Annotated in this window: 13 protein-coding genes; 4 read left to right on the top strand and 9 right to left on the bottom strand. The window is 69.6% G+C overall.

Annotated features, from left to right (window positions below; all coding sequences use genetic code 11):
- Positions 1-83 precede the first annotated feature (83 nt).
- The 3 genes from ACMGFE_RS13390 to rnz form a co-directional block, all read right to left on the bottom strand.
- Positions 84-629, bottom strand: coding sequence for a hypothetical protein (locus ACMGFE_RS13390; RefSeq protein WP_436925705.1), 546 nt, complete (start codon positions 627-629; stop codon positions 84-86).
- 68 nt (positions 630-697) lie between these two features.
- On the bottom strand, positions 698-1,468 hold the full coding sequence (locus ACMGFE_RS13385; RefSeq protein WP_436925704.1) for a class I SAM-dependent methyltransferase: 771 nt from the start codon (positions 1,466-1,468) through the stop codon (positions 698-700).
- A 107-nt stretch (positions 1,469-1,575) separates the two neighbouring features.
- Complete coding sequence (gene rnz / locus ACMGFE_RS13380; RefSeq protein WP_436925703.1) at positions 1,576-2,511, bottom strand: ribonuclease Z; 936 nt, start codon at positions 2,509-2,511, stop codon at positions 1,576-1,578.
- 355 nt (positions 2,512-2,866) lie between these two features.
- On the opposite strand from rnz, the gene ACMGFE_RS13375 reads away from it, so the two are divergent.
- Positions 2,867-4,012, top strand: a complete 1,146-nt coding sequence (locus ACMGFE_RS13375) for a DUF4382 domain-containing protein (protein ID WP_436925702.1) — start codon at positions 2,867-2,869, stop codon at positions 4,010-4,012.
- Between the two features lie 105 nt (positions 4,013-4,117).
- On the opposite strand, the gene ACMGFE_RS13370 is transcribed toward ACMGFE_RS13375, so the two are convergent.
- Positions 4,118-4,645 (bottom strand): hypothetical protein, encoded by a 528-nt coding sequence (locus tag ACMGFE_RS13370; protein WP_436925701.1) that lies wholly within the window; start codon positions 4,643-4,645, stop codon positions 4,118-4,120.
- 206 nt (positions 4,646-4,851) lie between these two features.
- Between ACMGFE_RS13370 and alaS the strand changes: the two genes are divergently transcribed.
- Together alaS and ACMGFE_RS13360 are read left to right on the top strand one after the other, a co-directional pair.
- Positions 4,852-7,629, top strand: a complete 2,778-nt coding sequence (gene alaS / locus ACMGFE_RS13365) for an alanine--tRNA ligase (protein ID WP_436925700.1) — start codon at positions 4,852-4,854, stop codon at positions 7,627-7,629.
- Between the two features lie 157 nt (positions 7,630-7,786).
- Positions 7,787-8,488, top strand: a complete 702-nt coding sequence (locus tag ACMGFE_RS13360; RefSeq protein ID WP_436925699.1) for a hypothetical protein — start codon at positions 7,787-7,789, stop codon at positions 8,486-8,488.
- Positions 8,489-8,938: 450 nt separating this feature from the next.
- Here the strand turns inward: ACMGFE_RS13360 and ACMGFE_RS13355 are convergent, their stop codons facing one another.
- The 3 genes from ACMGFE_RS13355 to ACMGFE_RS13345 all read right to left on the bottom strand — a co-directional run bounded on the left by ACMGFE_RS13355 (position 8,939) and on the right by ACMGFE_RS13345 (position 12,552).
- Positions 8,939-9,217: a ubiquitin-like small modifier protein 1 gene (locus ACMGFE_RS13355; RefSeq protein WP_436925698.1), complete on the bottom strand. Its 279-nt coding sequence runs from the start codon at positions 9,215-9,217 to the stop codon at positions 8,939-8,941.
- A 117-nt stretch (positions 9,218-9,334) separates the two neighbouring features.
- Positions 9,335-11,299 (bottom strand): DUF8167 domain-containing protein, encoded by a 1,965-nt coding sequence (locus tag ACMGFE_RS13350; protein WP_436925697.1) that lies wholly within the window; start codon positions 11,297-11,299, stop codon positions 9,335-9,337.
- Positions 11,296-12,552 (bottom strand): potassium channel family protein, encoded by a 1,257-nt coding sequence (locus ACMGFE_RS13345; protein ID WP_436925696.1) that lies wholly within the window; start codon positions 12,550-12,552, stop codon positions 11,296-11,298. The genes ACMGFE_RS13350 and ACMGFE_RS13345 overlap by 4 nt, the downstream gene beginning before the upstream one ends.
- A gap of 164 nt (positions 12,553-12,716) precedes the next feature.
- Here ACMGFE_RS13345 and ACMGFE_RS13340 point away from each other — a divergent pair, with 164 nt between their 5' ends.
- Positions 12,717-13,919: an NAD-binding protein gene (locus tag ACMGFE_RS13340; RefSeq protein WP_436925695.1), complete on the top strand. Its 1,203-nt coding sequence runs from the start codon at positions 12,717-12,719 to the stop codon at positions 13,917-13,919.
- 39 nt (positions 13,920-13,958) lie between these two features.
- Here the strand turns inward: ACMGFE_RS13340 and ACMGFE_RS13335 are convergent, their stop codons facing one another.
- Positions 13,959-15,560, bottom strand: coding sequence for an HPP family protein (locus ACMGFE_RS13335; protein ID WP_436925694.1), 1,602 nt, complete (start codon positions 15,558-15,560; stop codon positions 13,959-13,961).
- A gap of 126 nt (positions 15,561-15,686) precedes the next feature.
- The gene (locus tag ACMGFE_RS13330; protein ID WP_436925693.1) at positions 15,687-16,412 is read right to left on the bottom strand and encodes a guanosine phosphorylase; all 726 of its coding nucleotides are present in this window, start codon (positions 16,410-16,412) and stop codon (positions 15,687-15,689) included.
- Between the last annotated feature and the right edge of the window lie 435 nt (positions 16,413-16,847).

Raw genomic sequence — 16,847 nt, 5'->3', positions numbered from 1 at the left:
CCGAGTCTGGTTCGGGACGCGGGAAAACTGTTCCCCGGTCGCGTGTATTGGTGGCAATGGACAACTACCGCCCGACGACCGTCTCACTCGGGCGTCGCCGTCGAGACCGGGTCGGCCATCTCCACGGTGTACGTTACGGTGACGCTCTCCCGGCTGGGTCCGGTCGCTTGCTCCGTGTAGTCCAGCGCGAAGATGAACTCCCCCTCGGGGAGTTGCTCGACGACCTGTGCTTCGGAGACGTCCGTGCGACTGAACGCGGAGACGACGGGCACGTCGCGGGCACCTTCCGCGAAGGCGTCGTAGTCCTCGCGCCGGAAGACGAGACAGTCGACCGTTCCCTCCCCGTCGACGGTCACGTCGTACGCCAGGAACCCCCCGGAGGCCTCCGGCGAGTTCGTGAGCGCGGTGGCCTCGAACTCGCCGACCTCGATCGTCGTCGTTCCCTCGGAACTGCTCGACCGACGGGCTCTGCGGCCGTCGTCCGGGTAGTCGTCCGCGCCGTCCGGGACGCCGTCGCCGTCGCGGTCGGGACGGGCGGTCGGGGTCGAACTCGACGACGAGCCGAGACCCGTGCATCCGCCCAGCGCCGCTACGAGGGTCGACACGAAGGCGCGTCGTCTCGGTGACACATCGGAACTTTCAACGGTACTGGAATAAGCTTTCTCCACCGCATCTCCGTGGTCGGGATCGCCCCGGCCTACGCCGGTTTCAGGAACCGGAGGCAGAGGAAGTTCGGCGGTCCGTCGCGGAACTCCGCCGCGTGGTCCGGCGCGATCTCGGCGAAGACGTCCGTGACCTCGGGTTCGAGGACGCGCTCGACGAGCAGTCCCGCCTCGGTCGCCGGTCCGAAGACCGCCTGGAGCGGGCGGCGATAGAACGGGACGACGAACGGGTCGCCCTCGTCGCCCCAGTCGCGGTCGACGCGCTCGATATCGTCGTACGTGGCGCTCTCGGCGAGAACGTGGTCGCGGACGAAGAACTCGGCGTCGACGTAGTCCCGGACCGGATGGCTCGTCGAGATCACGGCGTGACCGCCGGGTCGCAGGACGCGAGCGAACGCCTCGAAGACCGGGCTCCAGTCCCGCACGTGTTCGAGCGCGAGCTGGCAGAGCACGAGGTCGAACGCCGCGTCGTCGAGGAACGGGAGCCCGTCCGTGAGGTCGGCCTCGTGGACGGTGATCTCCCCGGGGACCTGTTCGTCGTCGAAGCGGTCGCGTGCCCGCCGGACCATCGCCGGGCTGGCGTCGACGCCCACCGGGTCGGCGCCCGCCTCCGCGAGTCGCGCCGTGTAGAAGCCGTCGCCGCAGGCCGCGTCGAGGACGCGCTCGCCTTCGAGCGGGGGGAGCAGCCGCTGGACCGTCGGCCACTCGTAGTGCTCGCGGATGGCCGCGTCGGTGATATCCTCGTACCCGGGCGCGAGTTCGTCGTACGTGCTCCGCGAGATGGGCGGGTCGTCCTCCGGGGACATCGTGTCGGTTGTGTGGTCTGTCGGTGTGATATACTTTCCCGAGGTCGTTCGCATTTGCTCACGGAGAGCCGTTTTCGCCGCTGTCGGTCACGTGCCACCGCGGAAACTCAGTCGTCGTTCTCGTCTTCGTCGGGGAACGGGACCTCCAGGCGTTCGCCGTCGTCCGGGACCCACGCCTCGCCGTCGAAGTGCCCGCGGGCCTCGCGCTCGATGGGCGTGTGGTCGCCGGCGTAGCGCGTCGAGATGTGAGTGAGTGCGAGCCGTTTCGCGCCCGCCCGCTGGGCGACGACGGCCGCTTCTCGTGCCGTGGAGTGGGCAGTCTCCCTGGCGCGGTCGGCCCAGTCGCTGGCGAAGGTGGCGTCGTGGACCAGCAGGTCGGCGTCCTCGGCGGCGGCGACCACCGCGTCGGTGGGTCGCGTGTCGCCGGTGTAGACCATGCGGCGCCCGGGCCGCGGCGGGCCGACGACTTCCTCGGGCTGGATCGTCCGCCCGTCGTGTTCGACGGGTTCGCCCCGGTGGAGCTTCGAGTACTTCGGGCCGGGCGAGATGCCGAGTTCCGTTTCGGCCTTCTCGCGGTCGAAGCGACCCTTGCGGTCGTCCTCGACGAGGGCGTAGCCGACGGCGTTAGTGCGGTGGTCGACGCGGACGGCGCTGACCTCGTACTCCGGGCGGTCGAGGACGGTGTCGCCGGGGTCGACCTGGTGGATGCGGACGGGGAACGCGGGGTCGTTGCCGCCGGCGTGGACGAGGTCCTCGAGCTGTCCCCGGGTGCCGCTGGGAGCGTGGATGGCGAGGGGGTCCTCCCGGTCGTTGAAGTCGAAGGTCTGTATCAGGCCAGGGATGCCGAGGACGTGGTCGCCGTGGAGGTGCGTGACGAAGATGTGGTCGACGGCGAAACCGGTGGAAAATCGCATCATCTGGCGCTGCGTGCCCTCGCCGCAGTCGAAGAGGAGGCGGTCGCCGTCGCGGTTGACCAGCAGCGCGCTCGTGTTGCGCTGGGTGGTCGGGACCGCACCGCTCGTCCCGAGAAACGTCACGCGCATGTCCGCCTCTCGGCGGGCGCCCGGTAAACGCGTGTCGGATCCCGATCCTCAACCCGCGACCGGCTCGCCGCCCGACCATCGGCCTCGCCGCCTCGAATCCGTCACCGGACGAAGTAGTATAAAATTCTTTCGACAGTTCACACCCGCGATCGAGAGTGTTACCAGAAACCAAGCGGCTGCGGGGCTGTGGAACCGGGTGCAAATTCGAATTGATCGGTGTTGATCTGGCTTCGGCGTCGTGTTTATATATGGATCTGGGGGTGATATCGGGGAGTACGATGTCACAGCCAGACCGACCACGAATCGAGTGCGGGCCGACGGCGAGACGCCGATCGCGACGGACGGAGGTAATCGCATGAAGCGCGCGATCGTCGCGCTCGCCACCGCGCTGCTGGTCGTCACGGCCGGGTGTGCGGCGACGCCGGGAACCGGGACGCCGACCGCGGTCGACGGCGGGGACGGCACTGCGGGGGACGGTACCGACGGTGACGCCGGCGGTACAGACGACAGTACCGACACGGCGGACGCCGACTCGGGGACGGTCAACTTCTACGTGAGCGACGAGCCGAACGCCATGGACGACTTCGAACGGCTCAACGTCACGATCTCGTCCGTGCAGTTCCACCTCGTCGACGCCGCCGACGACGGGTCGGCTGCCAAGGAGAACGCGTCCACGGCCACGCCCGTGAACGAGACCGAGGGCGACGAGAGTGATGCGAACGAGACCACGACGGTCACGCCCGAAAACGAAGCCGAGGGCGACGAGAACGAAACCGAGGGCGACGAGGAAGACGACAGCGAGGAGAACCAGGCAGACGACGACGAGAGCGAAGGCGAGGACGGCCGCTGGGTCACGCGAGAGGTGAACGCGACCGAGGTCGACCTCTCGCAGTTGCGCGGCGCCAACGCGACGCTCCTCCAGCAGTTCGACCTGCCCGCGGGCGAGTACGACAAGGTCCACGTGGAAGTGAGCGAGGTGAACGGGACGCTGACGAGCGGCGAGTCGGCGAACGTCAAGCTCCCGAGCGAGAAACTGCAGCTCAACAGCCAGTTCACCGTCGAGAACGGCTCCGACGTGGACTTCGTCTACGACGTGACCGTCCACGAAGCGGGCAAGAGCGGGAAGTACATCCTCAAGCCGGTCGTGAGCGAGTCGGGGACCGACGTGCCCATCGAGCGAGTCGACGGCGAGGACGAGAAGGGGGAGCGAGACGACGAACGCGACGACGAGCGGTCCATCAGCGCGTCGTTCGTCGGGAACGTCTCCGCCGGCGAGAACGTCACCGTCCGGGTGACCGAGAACGGGAGCGCCGTCGCGAACGCGACGGTCAGCGTCGACGGCGAGACGGTCGGCACGACCGACGGCGACGGCGAATACGTCGTCAACGTGCCCGCCGACACCGAGGAATTCGAAGTCGAGGTCGAGGACGGCGATGCCGAGGCCGAACTCGAAGCGGAGTTCGAGGACGTTGACGAGAGCGAGTCCGAAGCCGGGAACTGAGCGGGCGGCGACGACGATGCGAACGGACAGGCCGCGGCCTGACGCGGTGACGGGGAAGGATGCAGTAACGCGGTCTGAGGGGGCAACCCGGTCCGATGCAACGGATTAGTTTTCGCGTTCGTCCGCGCACGGCACGTCGCGCTCGGCGACGCCGACCGTGCGCGACGCCGTGGCGGCGGTGGTCTTCTCGGTGGAGACGACCGCTTGGACGGTCACCGAGTCGCCGCCGTCCAGCGACGGCGGCCGCTCGTCGATCGTGAACAGGGTCACCCGCTCGGAGCCGCCCGTCGAGAGATTCACGGTATCCGTCTGGACGAGTCCTCCGTCGCCGACGGTCACGTTCACGCGGAACGTCGCCTCGGGCGGGCCCTCGTCGCCGACCGACCGTTCTAGAACGAGCGACCCGCTCAGCCCGGCGTTACCCGGCAAGGGCCCCCGCTCGTTGCAGGTGACGACCTCGCCGGATCCGGCGCGGGCGTCGTCGGATTGGTTGCCGATCGCGACTCGCGGTTCGAAGGCGGAGACGGTCGCGTTGGCGGGGCGGTCCTCGGAAGTGATGGCCGACAGCGCGACGGTGGCACCGCCGACGACGGCGAACAGGAGGACGATCCCGGCGACGGCGAAGCGACGCATACGTCACCCGCCGTCCGGCGCCGTAATGTGCTTTCTTATCGACGTGTCGACATCGATCGGAGGGCGACCAGCGAGACGAATTGGGGCCCGGCGACCACCGCGAGACGGCTCAACCGCGACCGAGCGTGAGCCGCCGAGGGCCGCGAGTACGGGAGCCGTACCTTCGGAACTGTTTTACGCGCCGCTGGGCGACGTTGTACCAACAGATGAGCGATCTCGAAGCGGAGTATCGACTCGACTATTTCGAGGAACACGGCTTCCACCGCAAGCAGTGTTCCGAGTGTGGGGCTCACTTCTGGACGCTCGACGGGGAGCGCCGGACCTGCGGGGAGCCGCCATGCGAAGAGTACGGCTTCATCGACGACCCCGGGTTCGACGAGTCCCTCTCGCTGGAGGAGACCCGCGAGCAGTTCCTCTCTTTCTTCGAGGAGCGGGGTCACGAGCGCATCGATCCCTATCCCGTCGCCGCCAACCGCTGGCGCGACGACGTCCTCCTGACCCAGGCGTCTATCTACGACTTCCAGCCGCACGTCACTAGCGGCGAGTCCCCGCCGCCGGCGAACCCGCTCGTCGTCTCTCAGCCGTGCATTCGGATGCAGGACATCGACAACGTCGGCAAGACCGGCCGACACACGATGGCCTTCGAGATGGGCGGCCACCACGCGTTCAACGCCGACGAGGGCACCGACTACGCCTACGAGGGCGAGGTCTACTGGAAGGACCAGTGCGTCGAGCACTGCATGGACCTCCTCGCCGAGGTCGGCGCGCCCCGCGAGGACGTGACCCTCATCGAGGACCCCTGGGTCGGCGGCGGCAACGCCGGCCCCGCCTTCGAGGTCATCTACCGCGGGCTCGAACTCGCGACGCTCGTGTTCATGCAGTTCGAGCAGGACCCCGACGGCGACATCGAGATGAAGGACGGCAACACGTACAGTCAGATGGACCGCCGGGTCATCGACACCGGCTACGGCATCGAACGCTGGACGTGGATGTCCCAGGGCACCCCGACGGTGTACGAGGCGGTCTACCCCGAGATGATCGACTTCCTGAAGGACAACGCCGGGCTGGACTACTCCGAGCGCGAGGCCGAGATCGTCCACCGCGCCGCGACGCTCGCCGGCCACATGGACATCGACGAGGCCGAGGACATGGAGTCGGCCCGCGACAACATCGCCGACAAGCTCGACGTGGGCACCGGCGAACTCGTCGACCTGCTGGAACCCCTCGAAGACATCTACGCCATCGCCGACCACTGCCGGACGCTCGCGTACATGCTCGGGGACAACATCGTCCCGTCGAACGTCGGCACGGGCTATCTCGCGCGGATGGTCCTCCGTCGGACCAAACGCCTCGTCGACAACGTCGGCGTCGACGCGCCGCTGGACGAACTCGTCGACATGCAGGCGGATCGACTGGGCTACGAGAACCGCGACACCGTCCGCGACATCGTCCGCACCGAGGTCGAGAAGTACCGCGAGACGCTCGACCGCGGCGGCCGCCGCGTCCGCCAGCTGGCCGACGACTACGCCCAGCAGGGCGAGCCCATCCCCGTCGGCGAACTCATCGAGCTGTACGACTCCCACGGCATCCAGCCGGACATGGTCGAGGAGATCGCCGCCGAGAAGGGCGTCGCGGTGGAGACGCCCGACGACTTCTACGCGCTCGTCGCCGAACGCCACGGCGGCGGCCAGGCCTTCGACGAGGAGGACGAGCGGCCCTACGCCGACCGCCTCGAAGAACTCCCGGACACCGACCGGCTGTACTACGAGAACCAGCAGCGCACCGAGTTCGAGGCGGTGGTGCTGGAAGTGTTCGAGCGCGACGACGAGCGGTTCGACGTGGTGCTCGACCAGACGATGTTCTACCCCGAAGGCGGGGGCCAGCCGCCGGACCACGGGACGCTCTCGACCGACGACGTGACCGCCGAGGTCTCTGACGTGCAGATCGTCGACGGCGTGATCCTCCACACCGTCGACACCGACCCCGGCAAGGGCGAGTTCGTCCGCGGGCAGATCGACGCCACGCGCCGTCGTCGCCTGATGGCCCACCACACCGCGACGCACGTCGTCGTCCACGCCGCCAGGCAGGTGCTCGGCGAGCACGTCCGCCAGGCCGGCGCCCAGAAGGGCACCGAGTCCTCGCGCATCGACGTGAGCCACTACGAGTCGGTCTCCCGCGAGCAGGTCCGGGAGATCGAACACCGCGCCAACGACATCGTCCGGTCGAACGTGCAGGTCAAACAGGAGTGGCCCGACCGCCACGAGGCCGAGGACGAACACGGCTTCGACCTCTACCAGGGCGGCATCCCCGCGGGCGAGAACATCCGCCTCATCCACGTCGCCGAGGACGTACAGGCCTGCGGCGGCACCCACGTCGCCCGCACCGGCGACATCGGGACGATCAAGGTGCTGGGCACCGAGCGCGTCCAGGACGGCGTCATCCGCATCGAGTTCGCCGCCGGTGACGCGGCCGTCCAGGCCACCCAGGACACCGAGGACGCCCTCTACGAGGCCGCCGAGATCCTCGACGTGGCTCCCGAGGAAGTGCCCGAGACCGCCGAGCGCTTCTTCACGGAGTGGAAAGAGCGCGGCAAGACCATCGAGCAACTCAAAGAGGAACTCGCCGAGGTTCGCGCCGCGGCCGGCGGCGACGAGGGCGAAGAGGTCGACGTCGGCGACGAGACCGCCGTCGTCCAGCGCCTGGACGCCGACATGGACGAACTCCGGGCGACCGCGAATGCCCTCGTCGAAGAGGGGAAGATCGCCGTGCTCGGTTCGGGCAGCGACGGCGCGACGTTCGTCGTCGCCGTCCCCGACGGCTCGGCCGTCAACGCCGGCGAGGTCGTCAGCGAACTGGCGAGCAAGGTCGGCGGCGGCGGCGGCGGCCCGCCGGACTTCGCCCAGGGTGGCGGACCGGACGTCGACGCCCTCGACGACGCCCTCGACGAGGCCCCCGACGTGCTCCAGCAGGTCGCCAACGCCTGAGACCGGCGGATCTCGTTTTTCGCAGCCGAATCGAAGGGCTGTCGCTATCGCGTCGCTTCCGACCGAGGAGGGACTCGTAGCGGTCGCGTGCGAGTGGAAACTTCCCTGTCATGAATGGGAAAGTACATGTGTGAGAGTCGGCAATTCGGTATCGAACATGAGCGGGTCAGTCCAGTACGATGCACCGGGGGTAGAGTCGACAGCGTCGCGGAGCGTCTCGCGGATAGCGGGGATCGGGGCCGGGCTGGTCGCGCTGAACATCGTGGCGATGCTGGCGCTGAGTTACACGCCGGTCGCGCCGCTCGGCGCGGCGTTGTTCCGAAACTTCTTCATCGGCATCGCGACGTTCGTCGTCACCGTCGGGGGCGGCTACTGGCTGGCGACCACGGGCATCGAGAAGGGGAGCCTCTCACTCGCCGGCGCGGGCGTGGCGCTGACGCAGTTCGGCTACGCCCTCATCGGGTCGTCGATCCTCATCTGGGTGGAGTCGGCGTCGATGCGCGTCACCGCCCTCGGGATCACCACGGTCGTCACGGGACTAATCACGGCCGTCGTGACCGTCGTCGTCTTCCAGACGAACCACTCCTTCGAACGGTGGCAAATGTACTCCTGGGTGTGCTTCGGCGGCGGGTTCGTCGTCGGTGCCATCGGCTACTTCGTGAACCCAACGATCATGCTCGCCGCGGGCGCGCTCTTCCTGCTCGGGTTCATCGTCGATCTGACCTACGAGATCTGGGCGGTCCGCGAGAGCAAGTACGGCGACCTGCGCAGTGCTATCGGCATCTACATCGCCGTGATGGGCGTGTTCATCCACATCCTCCAGCTCGTGTTGCGCGTGCTGGACATGCTGGACGCCTGAGAAGCGCGGTTTTTCGCGAGCGAACGTGAGAGTTCGGTCGCAGCTGTTGCTGGCCTGAACCGTTTCACAGCGTCCGCCGGCTCGGTCGCGACCGCAGACAGCGTGAAAGCCCCCGGTCGCTCCGGTCGAGGGGCTCGCTGCGCTCCTCGTCACTCGCTCCGCTCGTTCCTGCGGTGCTTACGTCGCCCGTCTTCCCGGAGCGACCGGCCCCTTTCAGTCCCGTCCTCTTAGACCTGGCTGACCAAGCTAGGCGGGTGGAATGAAAGGGGCGACGCGTTCGACGAAGGTCGACGACGCAAGCACCGCAGGGGCCGAAGATGAGCCACGCGAGTCTTCGGCCCCGAGGAGCGCAGCGAGGCGCCCGAGTCGAACGCGTCGGGGCTTTCACGCTGTTCCCGGTCGTCATTCCGCTTGCCGTACTGTCGTTCGAAACGGAATCTCCACCGTTCCTTACCCGCCGCTCACGGGCGGGAACAGCGCGAGTTCGTCGCCGTCCTCCAGCGCGGTCTCGAAGCCGTCGTCCTCGGTGAACGGGTCGCGGCCCTCGTGGAGCAGGCGGACGTGCTCGTAGAGGTCGCCGTCGTCGTCGAGCACCTCGTCTTCGAGCGCGGGGTGGGTTTCGAGAAGCGCATCGAACGCGTCGCCGACGGTGGCGCCGGCGTCGACGTCCACCGCGACCTCGGTGTCCCCGGCCGTCTCGGCCAGCGTGGCAAAGAGCCGCCAGTGCATAGCAGAGCGTCGGCGCCGACACTCAAAGAGCGTTCCGCACTCGCTCCGGTTCGGCCCGCGTTCGCCCGCCGACCGACCCGCACACGTTCGCTCCCGGTTCGTTCCCGGCCCAGTTCACTACCGGTCCGAGTCGTCGTCTCGGCGCTCGTCGACGGCGACGGTCCACCCGCCGTCGTCGCCGGTGTCGTCGCTCGATCCGTCGCCATCGTCATCGTCAGTTCCGTCGTCGTCATCGCGAGTCTCGCCGTCGTCATCGTCAGTTTCGTCGCCGTCATCGCCAGTTTCGTCGCCATCGTCTGGTTCGTCGGTTGCCGTCTCGTCTGCGGGCCCGCCGCCGTCGTCTGGCTCGACTGCGTCGTCCGTCCCGTCGGAGTCCGTGGCCTCGTCCGTCTCCTCGGAGTCCGTGGCCTCGTCCGTCTCCTCGACTTCGACGGTGGGTTCGTCCGGCGAGTCGCCGTGCTCGCCGTTCGCGTCGACGGTGACGTCGGTGCCAGTCAGGTCGTCGACGTCGACGCCGGCGAGGTCGTTCAGGTCCTCCCGGGTCGGCTCGCCGTCGGGCGAGTCGTCTTCGGCCAGTTCGGCACTGACCGACTCGCTGTCTGTCGACCGCTCGGCGTCGCCGGCGCCTCCCGGTTCGTCGGTTTCGAGCGCCTGGATGCCGGGCGCGTCCGCGTCGGAGAGGTCGTCGACGCCGGCGGAGTCGTCCGTCCGGGGAGTCTCGTCGGTCGATCCCGACGGGCTCGCTGTCGTTCCGCTCGCTTCGGAATCCTCGCCAGCGACGGGCGTCGTCGCGTCGACCTGTTCGTCGGGGGCGAGTTGCGCGCCGCTTCCCGCGGACGGAGCGGTCGAGTCCGCGGCCGGGCCGCCGACGGCGGGGGTCGCGCCCTGTTCGACCTTGCGGATTGCTTCCGGCGCGGCGACGAGGTAGAGCGCGTCGCCCGCGGTCAGCACCCGGTCGCGGGCGGGCAGCGGCTCGACGGTTCCCGCTCGGGGGCGGATCGCGACGACGGTCACGTCGAGAGCGCCGACGGGCTGGCCGGCCAGCGGGCTGCCGTCGGCGACGGTGACGGCGGCCATCGTCTCGTCGGCCGCGCGGAGCACCGACGCGAACTCGCGGTCGGGTCGGGTCTCGACGGGCAGGGTCACGAGGCGGTAGCGGGTCTCCGCGTCGAGTTTCCGGGTGTCGGCGGCGTCGACGGCGAGCGTCACGACGTCGTCGACGGTGCCGCGGACTTCGGCGGTGAGGACCCGCTCGAAGGGGTCGGTGCCCCACACCTGGACGAGGTCGCCAGCGCTCGCGGCGAAGGCGGGGTCGGCCTGGACGGCGACCGCGGAGGTCTCGGGCGGGAGCGTCGGGCCGATACCGGCAGCGCGCGAGCCGACCGCGAGGTACTCCACGGCCCCGTCGTCGGCGAGTTCGACGTCGACGTGCCCGACGGCGTAGTCGGCCTTGAGACGGGTGACCAGCCGCCCGCGGAGCTCGTCGACGGTCAGCCGCCGTGGGAAGACGAAGGTCTTGCCGGCCAGTGCGTCTTTCGTCTCGTCGGGGACCGGGTCGTAGCCGACGATGTCCTCGACCTCCTCGGGGAGTTCGACGGTGATGACCCGCCCGACCGCCTGGACGACGCGACCGACCTCGGACTCGACGCCGCGCTCGCCGGTCGCGACGGTCAGGTCGCTCCCGATGCGGTCGCCCACGTCGGTACCGACGCGCGTCGCCGCGAGCGCGACGAGGAAGGCGGCGATGTTGAACAGCGCGGTCGCCGCGTTGAGCGGGTCCCCGCTCGCCGTCGGTTCGATGAGCTCCTGGAGCAGTTTCTGCGTGCCGAAGAGGGGAACGACCGCGCTCAGACCGAGCAGGGTCGGGAGTCCGCCTGGAACTCGCTCGCGGACGTACCAACGGTAGAGGATGGCGACGACCGCCGCCACGCCCGCGGCGATCAGCGAGAGTCCGAGTATCTGCGCCGCGCCGATCAGGACGCGGTCGGTCAGCGGCCGCGACTGTGCGACGATAGCCGGTGTCTCGACCGCCAGTGCTTCGACGGCGCTGGCGAGCGGTAGTCCGAGCGGGCGTCCGCTCACGCGACCGCCTCCCGGAACGCGTCGAGTTGTTCGCGCGTCCCGACGGCGAACACCTCGTCGCCCGCCGAGATCGTGACTGTGCCCCGGGGGGCGACGGCCCACCCGCTCGCGCCCCGGACGGCCATCACGGCCACGCCGTACGAGTCGCGAACGTTCGCGGCGCCGACGGTCGCGCCGTCGAGCGGGCCGCCAGAGCCGACGGTCACCCGCTGGAACCGTCGGCCCGCGCGGCGCAGGAGCGAGACGAGTTCGTACTCGCGGCGGACGCCGCGCGACTCGACGACGACGCGCGCCCGGTCGGCCCGCAGGAGCGGTTCGGCGTCGGTCCGCGTCACGGCGACGGTGATCCGCCCCTCGCCGCCGGTCGTCGTCGGCGCTCGCACCGGTTGCGGGACCGAATCTTCCGCGCCGTCGGCGTCCGCGTCGTCGCCGTCCCCGTCGGCCGCGCCCGTCGACTCCGGATCGGGGCCAGCCTCCGCCGTCGGCTTCCGGGTCTTCGCGCTGACGACGGTGCCGCGGACCTGCGCGTCGGGCGTGATGAGCGTCACTTCGTCGTTGCGGGCGACGCCGGTCGGGACGAGCGCGTTCACCGACACCGCGCGCTTGCCGTCGGGGACGCGCTTGGAGAGCCCCGAGAACGGCGGCGCGGCGACGACCGAGGCGCGACCGCGCTCGTCGACGGTCACCGCCGCGTCGCCCAGGTCGTACTCGGTCTTGAGCCGCTCCGCGAGGCGGGATTCGAGCTCGGAGATACGCAGATCCGCGGGGAAGGTCCACTCGCTGTCGCGGATCTCGGCGCGCATCTCGTCGGTCAGCGGCGGGTACCCCTCCATGTCGGCGACCTCGCCGACGACGCGGATGCGCGCCTCGTCGCGGCCGGCGAGCGCGCCGCGCACGTCGGCGGCGAGCGTCCGCTCGCGGAGCTGCTTCAGGGAGAGCCGCTTGGGGAACGTCGCGCCCATCGCGTCGCCGCGGTTGTGGGCGTACAGCGAGATCATGAGGACGACCATGATCGCGGTCGTGATCGTCACGGCGTTCGCGTTCTGGGTGATCGTCGGATCGGCCAGCGCGAGTAGCCCGCCGTTGACGCCCGCGAGCGCGACCGAGAGGACGACCACACCGAACCCGGGGATGGTGACGCCGGTGAAATACTTGAAGAGAAAGCCCAGCGACCACGCGACGAGCCCGGGGATGATTCCCGTGAGGATGCCGAGATAGATACCGAACAGCAGTTCGACCGGAAACGCAGCCATGCACGGTGTCACGGAATCCACTCTTAAACGTGTACCGGCGAGACTCCCTGGGGGCGTCACCGCGCGCGGCGACTGGACCGCCGCTGGCCGGAGTGTGTGGCCTCGCCGACAGCTAGCGCTGGGTGTCGGCAGGATTTTACCCGTTGGCCCACCTCCGAGAGGATATGGATCCGAGGCGGGCGATCGACGAGCCACTGACGGTGTTCGTCGGGACCCGGGCAGCGATCTGGCTGCCGACGGTCGTCGCCATCCTCTCGTTCGGGACCGGCGTGGCGAACATCAGTGCCACGACCGTCAACCCGCTGCTGGAGACGTACTTCGAGATCCCCCCCGAGATCCAGCGAGCGGCCGGGTTCACCGGCGCGCTGACAGGGTTCCTGATGCTGGTGAGCGCGTGGGGGATGCGCCGCCGGTTGCGCGCCGCGTGGGTCTCGACGGTGATCCTCCTCCCGGTCACCGCCGTCCAGGGGCTGGCCCAGTCGAGTCAGTACTCGCTCCCGCTGATCGCGCTGTCGCTGCTCTCGCTGCCGACGGTCCTCGTGAACTACCGGCGGTTCGACCGCAACGCGGACCTGTCGACGACGCAACTCGCAGCCCTCGCGGCGCTGTCGGGGACGCTCGTCTACGGCACCGCCGGGTCGTACCAGCTCAGAGACGACTTCGGCGGGCTCTCGACGCTCACCGACGCCATCTACTTCACAATCGTCACCGCCAGCACCGTCGGCTACGGCGACGTGACCCCCCAGAGCCAGCAGGCGAAGCTGTTCGGCATGTCCGTCGTCGTGCTGGGCGTCGCCAGCTTCACCGTCGCACTGGGGTCGCTGCTCGGCCCCGCCATCGAGGCCCGCCTCTCGCAAGCACTCGGTACCATGAACGACTCAGAACTCGAACTCCTGGACGACCACGTCGTCGTCCTGGGGTACGGCGACCTGACCGAACCGCTGCTGGAAGAACTCGCGGCCGTCGTCGACTTCGTCGTGATCACGCCCGACCACGAGATGGCGGCGACGCTTCGCACGCGCGACCTCCGCGTGGTCGTCGGCGACCCCAGCGACGAGGAGCCGCAGAAACAGGCCGGGATCGAACACGCCCGCGCCATCATCGCGGCGACGAACGACGACGCCCAGGACGCCCTCTCGATCCTCACCGCCCGGCAGTTCCACCCCGGGGCGCGCATCGTCGCCGCCGCGACGGACCGGGAGAACACCGAGAAGCTCCGCCGCGCCGGCGCCGACGCCGTCATCAGCCCCGCCGTCATCGGCGGCCACCTCCTCGTCGAGTCCGCACTCGGGAGCGCCGACATGGAAGGACTCGCCGAGCGGCTCCTCGACGGCGAGGGCCAGGAGAACCCGGCGGCGGACGACTGACGACCGCGTTCGAACGGGCTCCGGCGGTCGCGGCCTCGCTCACGAGCGGTCGACGATGGCCACGTCGGCGTCGAGGTCCTCGATCCGCTCGAAGGTCGGCGGGGAGACGAGTCGCGAGGCGGCGCTGCGGTCGGTGCTCGCGCCCATGAAGACGAGGTCGAACTGGTCGGCGTTCTCCGCCAGGTAGCGCTCGATGGGCTGGGTCGCGACGCGCGTCTCGTAGCCCCCGTCGAACGCCTCGACGAGGTCGGCGAGCATGTCCTCGGCGCGGCGGCGCTCGCGCTCGCCCGAGACGCACGAGCAGACGCTGACGCGACCGCTCCGACCGACCAGCCGCGACGCGAAGTCGATCATGCTGTGAGCCACGTCGCTGGCCCGCCGGACGGGTACCATCACGCGCTTCCAGCGGGTCCGCCCGGCCGACGACCGGTGGACGACCACGTCGACGTCACCGCGGAAGAGGTCGTGGAGGTACGGGGAGAGCGCGCCGTGGCGCTGCTCGTAGGCGGCCGCGACGAGGTCGCAGTTCGCCTCGCGCGCCGTCTGCAGGACCGTCGCGGCCGGCGACCCCCCACCCACCGCCACGACCACCTGACAGGGGACCCCCACCCGCGTCTCGATCTCGTCCGCCCGCGCTTCGAGGTGGGTCGCCGCCTCGGCGACCGCGCGCTCGGCCGCCAGGTCGTCGCCGTCTGCCGGCGAGGAGTCGCCCCCGTCCCTGTCGCCAGCGTCTCCGTCGGCGGTGTCCCTGTCGCCAGCGTCTCCGTCAGCAGTGGAGTCCCCAGCCGCGGAGCCATCGACAGCGGAGCCGTCGATTGGGTCCCCCTCGGCGCCGCCGTCGGTGGTGGCGCGTCTGTCGACGCGACGGCCGTCGTCGATGAGGTCGCGTTCGGCGCTGGCGACGGCGGCGTCGTCGACCACGTCGAGGAGGACGACCTTCCCCGCGTCGTGGGCCGCGGCCAGGCGGGCGCCGAGCATCGCGGTCGCGTCGGGGTTCTCGCCGCGCATCGGGACGAGGACGTGGTCGTCGCCTCGCGTCGACTCGTAGAGGAACTGCGCGCGCCGTTCGTAGAACTGCTCGCGCCAGACGACGAAGACGAGGGCGACGACGCTGCTCGCGACCAGGACGGTCAGCGCGAACACCGGCTCGTTGCCGGGCCGGACCAGCAGGCCGAGCAGCGCCGCCGAGTACGCCGAGGGCACCTCGACGTCGAGCGCCCAGGTGGTCGACCCGACGAGGAACACGGCGACGGCCGCCTCGAAGGCGCCGACGCTCAGGTTCCCCGGGCCGCCGGCCAGGCCGAGCGTCGACGCGAGGACCAGCGCCGCCCAGCCGCAGAGCGCACCGACGGTCAGCCCCGCGACGAACCGCGTCGGGGAGGCGTATCGCCCCTCGGGATCGGCGAACAGCGTGTAGGTCCCCGAGGCCAGCGGGGGAAAGAGCAGGAACGTCAGCGACGAGAAGCTGTTGAACAGCGTCGTCACTACCGCGACGAGCAGCGGCGCGACGACGATGATCGAGAGGTGGACGAGGTTGCTCGTCCGCTCGACCCACCGCCGGAACGCGCGCACCTCGCGGCGTTCGAGACGGCGGAGCCTGGCGAGCGTCGCGAACAGCCAGTCCCCCGCCGGTCCGCGCATGGTCGCTACTATCCCGGTCGCGCCACAAAAGGGCGTTCCCCTCCGGTCGGAAAGTCACGTTACTCCGCGGCCGCGGGGTCACCCCCGGGAGGTCGTTGCGTCGCCGCCCGGGGTCCCGCGTCCGTCTCAGAGCTCCGTCGCGGCGTCCAGCGAGATGCCGATGGAGCGCTCGACGTTGTTCTTCGCCTTCTCGGGCAGTTCCTCGCCCTCGGTCTCGCCCTTCTGGGTGCCCTCGACGAGGTTGCCGTCGACCGTGCAGATGGCGCCGGCGCGCAGGCCCTTCCGCCGCGCGAGCGTGAACACCGCGGCCGCCTCCATCTCGACGGCGAGCAGGCCCGCCTGCTCCCAGTCGTCGACGTACTCCTCGGTCTCGGCGTAGAAGGCGTCGTCCGTCGCGATGGGGCCGACGTGAACGGCTTCGTCCCTGGATTCCGCGCTGTCGACGAGCGCGGAGAGCGTCTCGTAGTCGGCGACGGCAGGGTACTCGACGTCCTCGTAGCGCTTCGTGGTGCCCTCGTTCTTCGCGGCGCCCGTCGCGACGACCATGTCGCCGATCTCGATGTCCGACTGGAGCGCGCCGGTGGTCCCGACGCGGACGAACGTCTCGACGCCGACGTTCGCGAGTTCCTCGACGGCGATGGTGGCCGAGGGACAGCCGATCCCCGTCGAGCAGATGGTCAGGTCACGGCCCTCGTAGGTCGCGTTGACGAGTTTGTATTCGCGGTTCTCGGCGACCTGTTCGACGTCCTCACAGTGGTCGGCGATGCGCTCGACCCGCCCGGGGTCGCCCGGGATCAGCGCGATGTCGTGGACGTCGCCCGGTTCGACCAGCAGATGGGGCTGTTTCGCCATACGCGCCCGTGGGACCGGCAGCGGCAAAACGGTACCCGTTTCGGCGACCGCCTGCGTCGCTCGACGGACCGCGCGGTCCCGAGCCCTACCGACCGCTCCCGGTCGCTTCCCACCCCTCTATAGCCGAACACCGGACCGTTTCGTTAGCGATTCGATCCGGCGAAATCGCGTGAGTGGAGTGCGATTCCACGTGAAAGAAAGGGGTTCGACCGTACGCCGACGGCGAGGCGGAATCGCGGCGGGACCGCCCGAGCGAGTCGCTCCCGGATGCGGACGGAGGGGGCCGTCGCTCGCCGACCGGTCGGGGGTGCGTTTCGGTAGCGATCGGTGAGGGCGAAACCGCGGGATCGTGACGAGATTCCACGCGAAAGAAGGGGGTTCGACTCGGTTATCGCGAGGGGTATCGAAACGGGGATCGCGAAATCGATCGGAGCG

The sequence above is a fragment of the Halosimplex amylolyticum genome, assembly GCF_051414035.1.
GTDB classification, from domain to species: domain Archaea; phylum Halobacteriota; class Halobacteria; order Halobacteriales; family Haloarculaceae; genus Halosimplex; species Halosimplex amylolyticum.
This window is presented reverse-complemented; position numbering and strand designations above follow the sequence as displayed.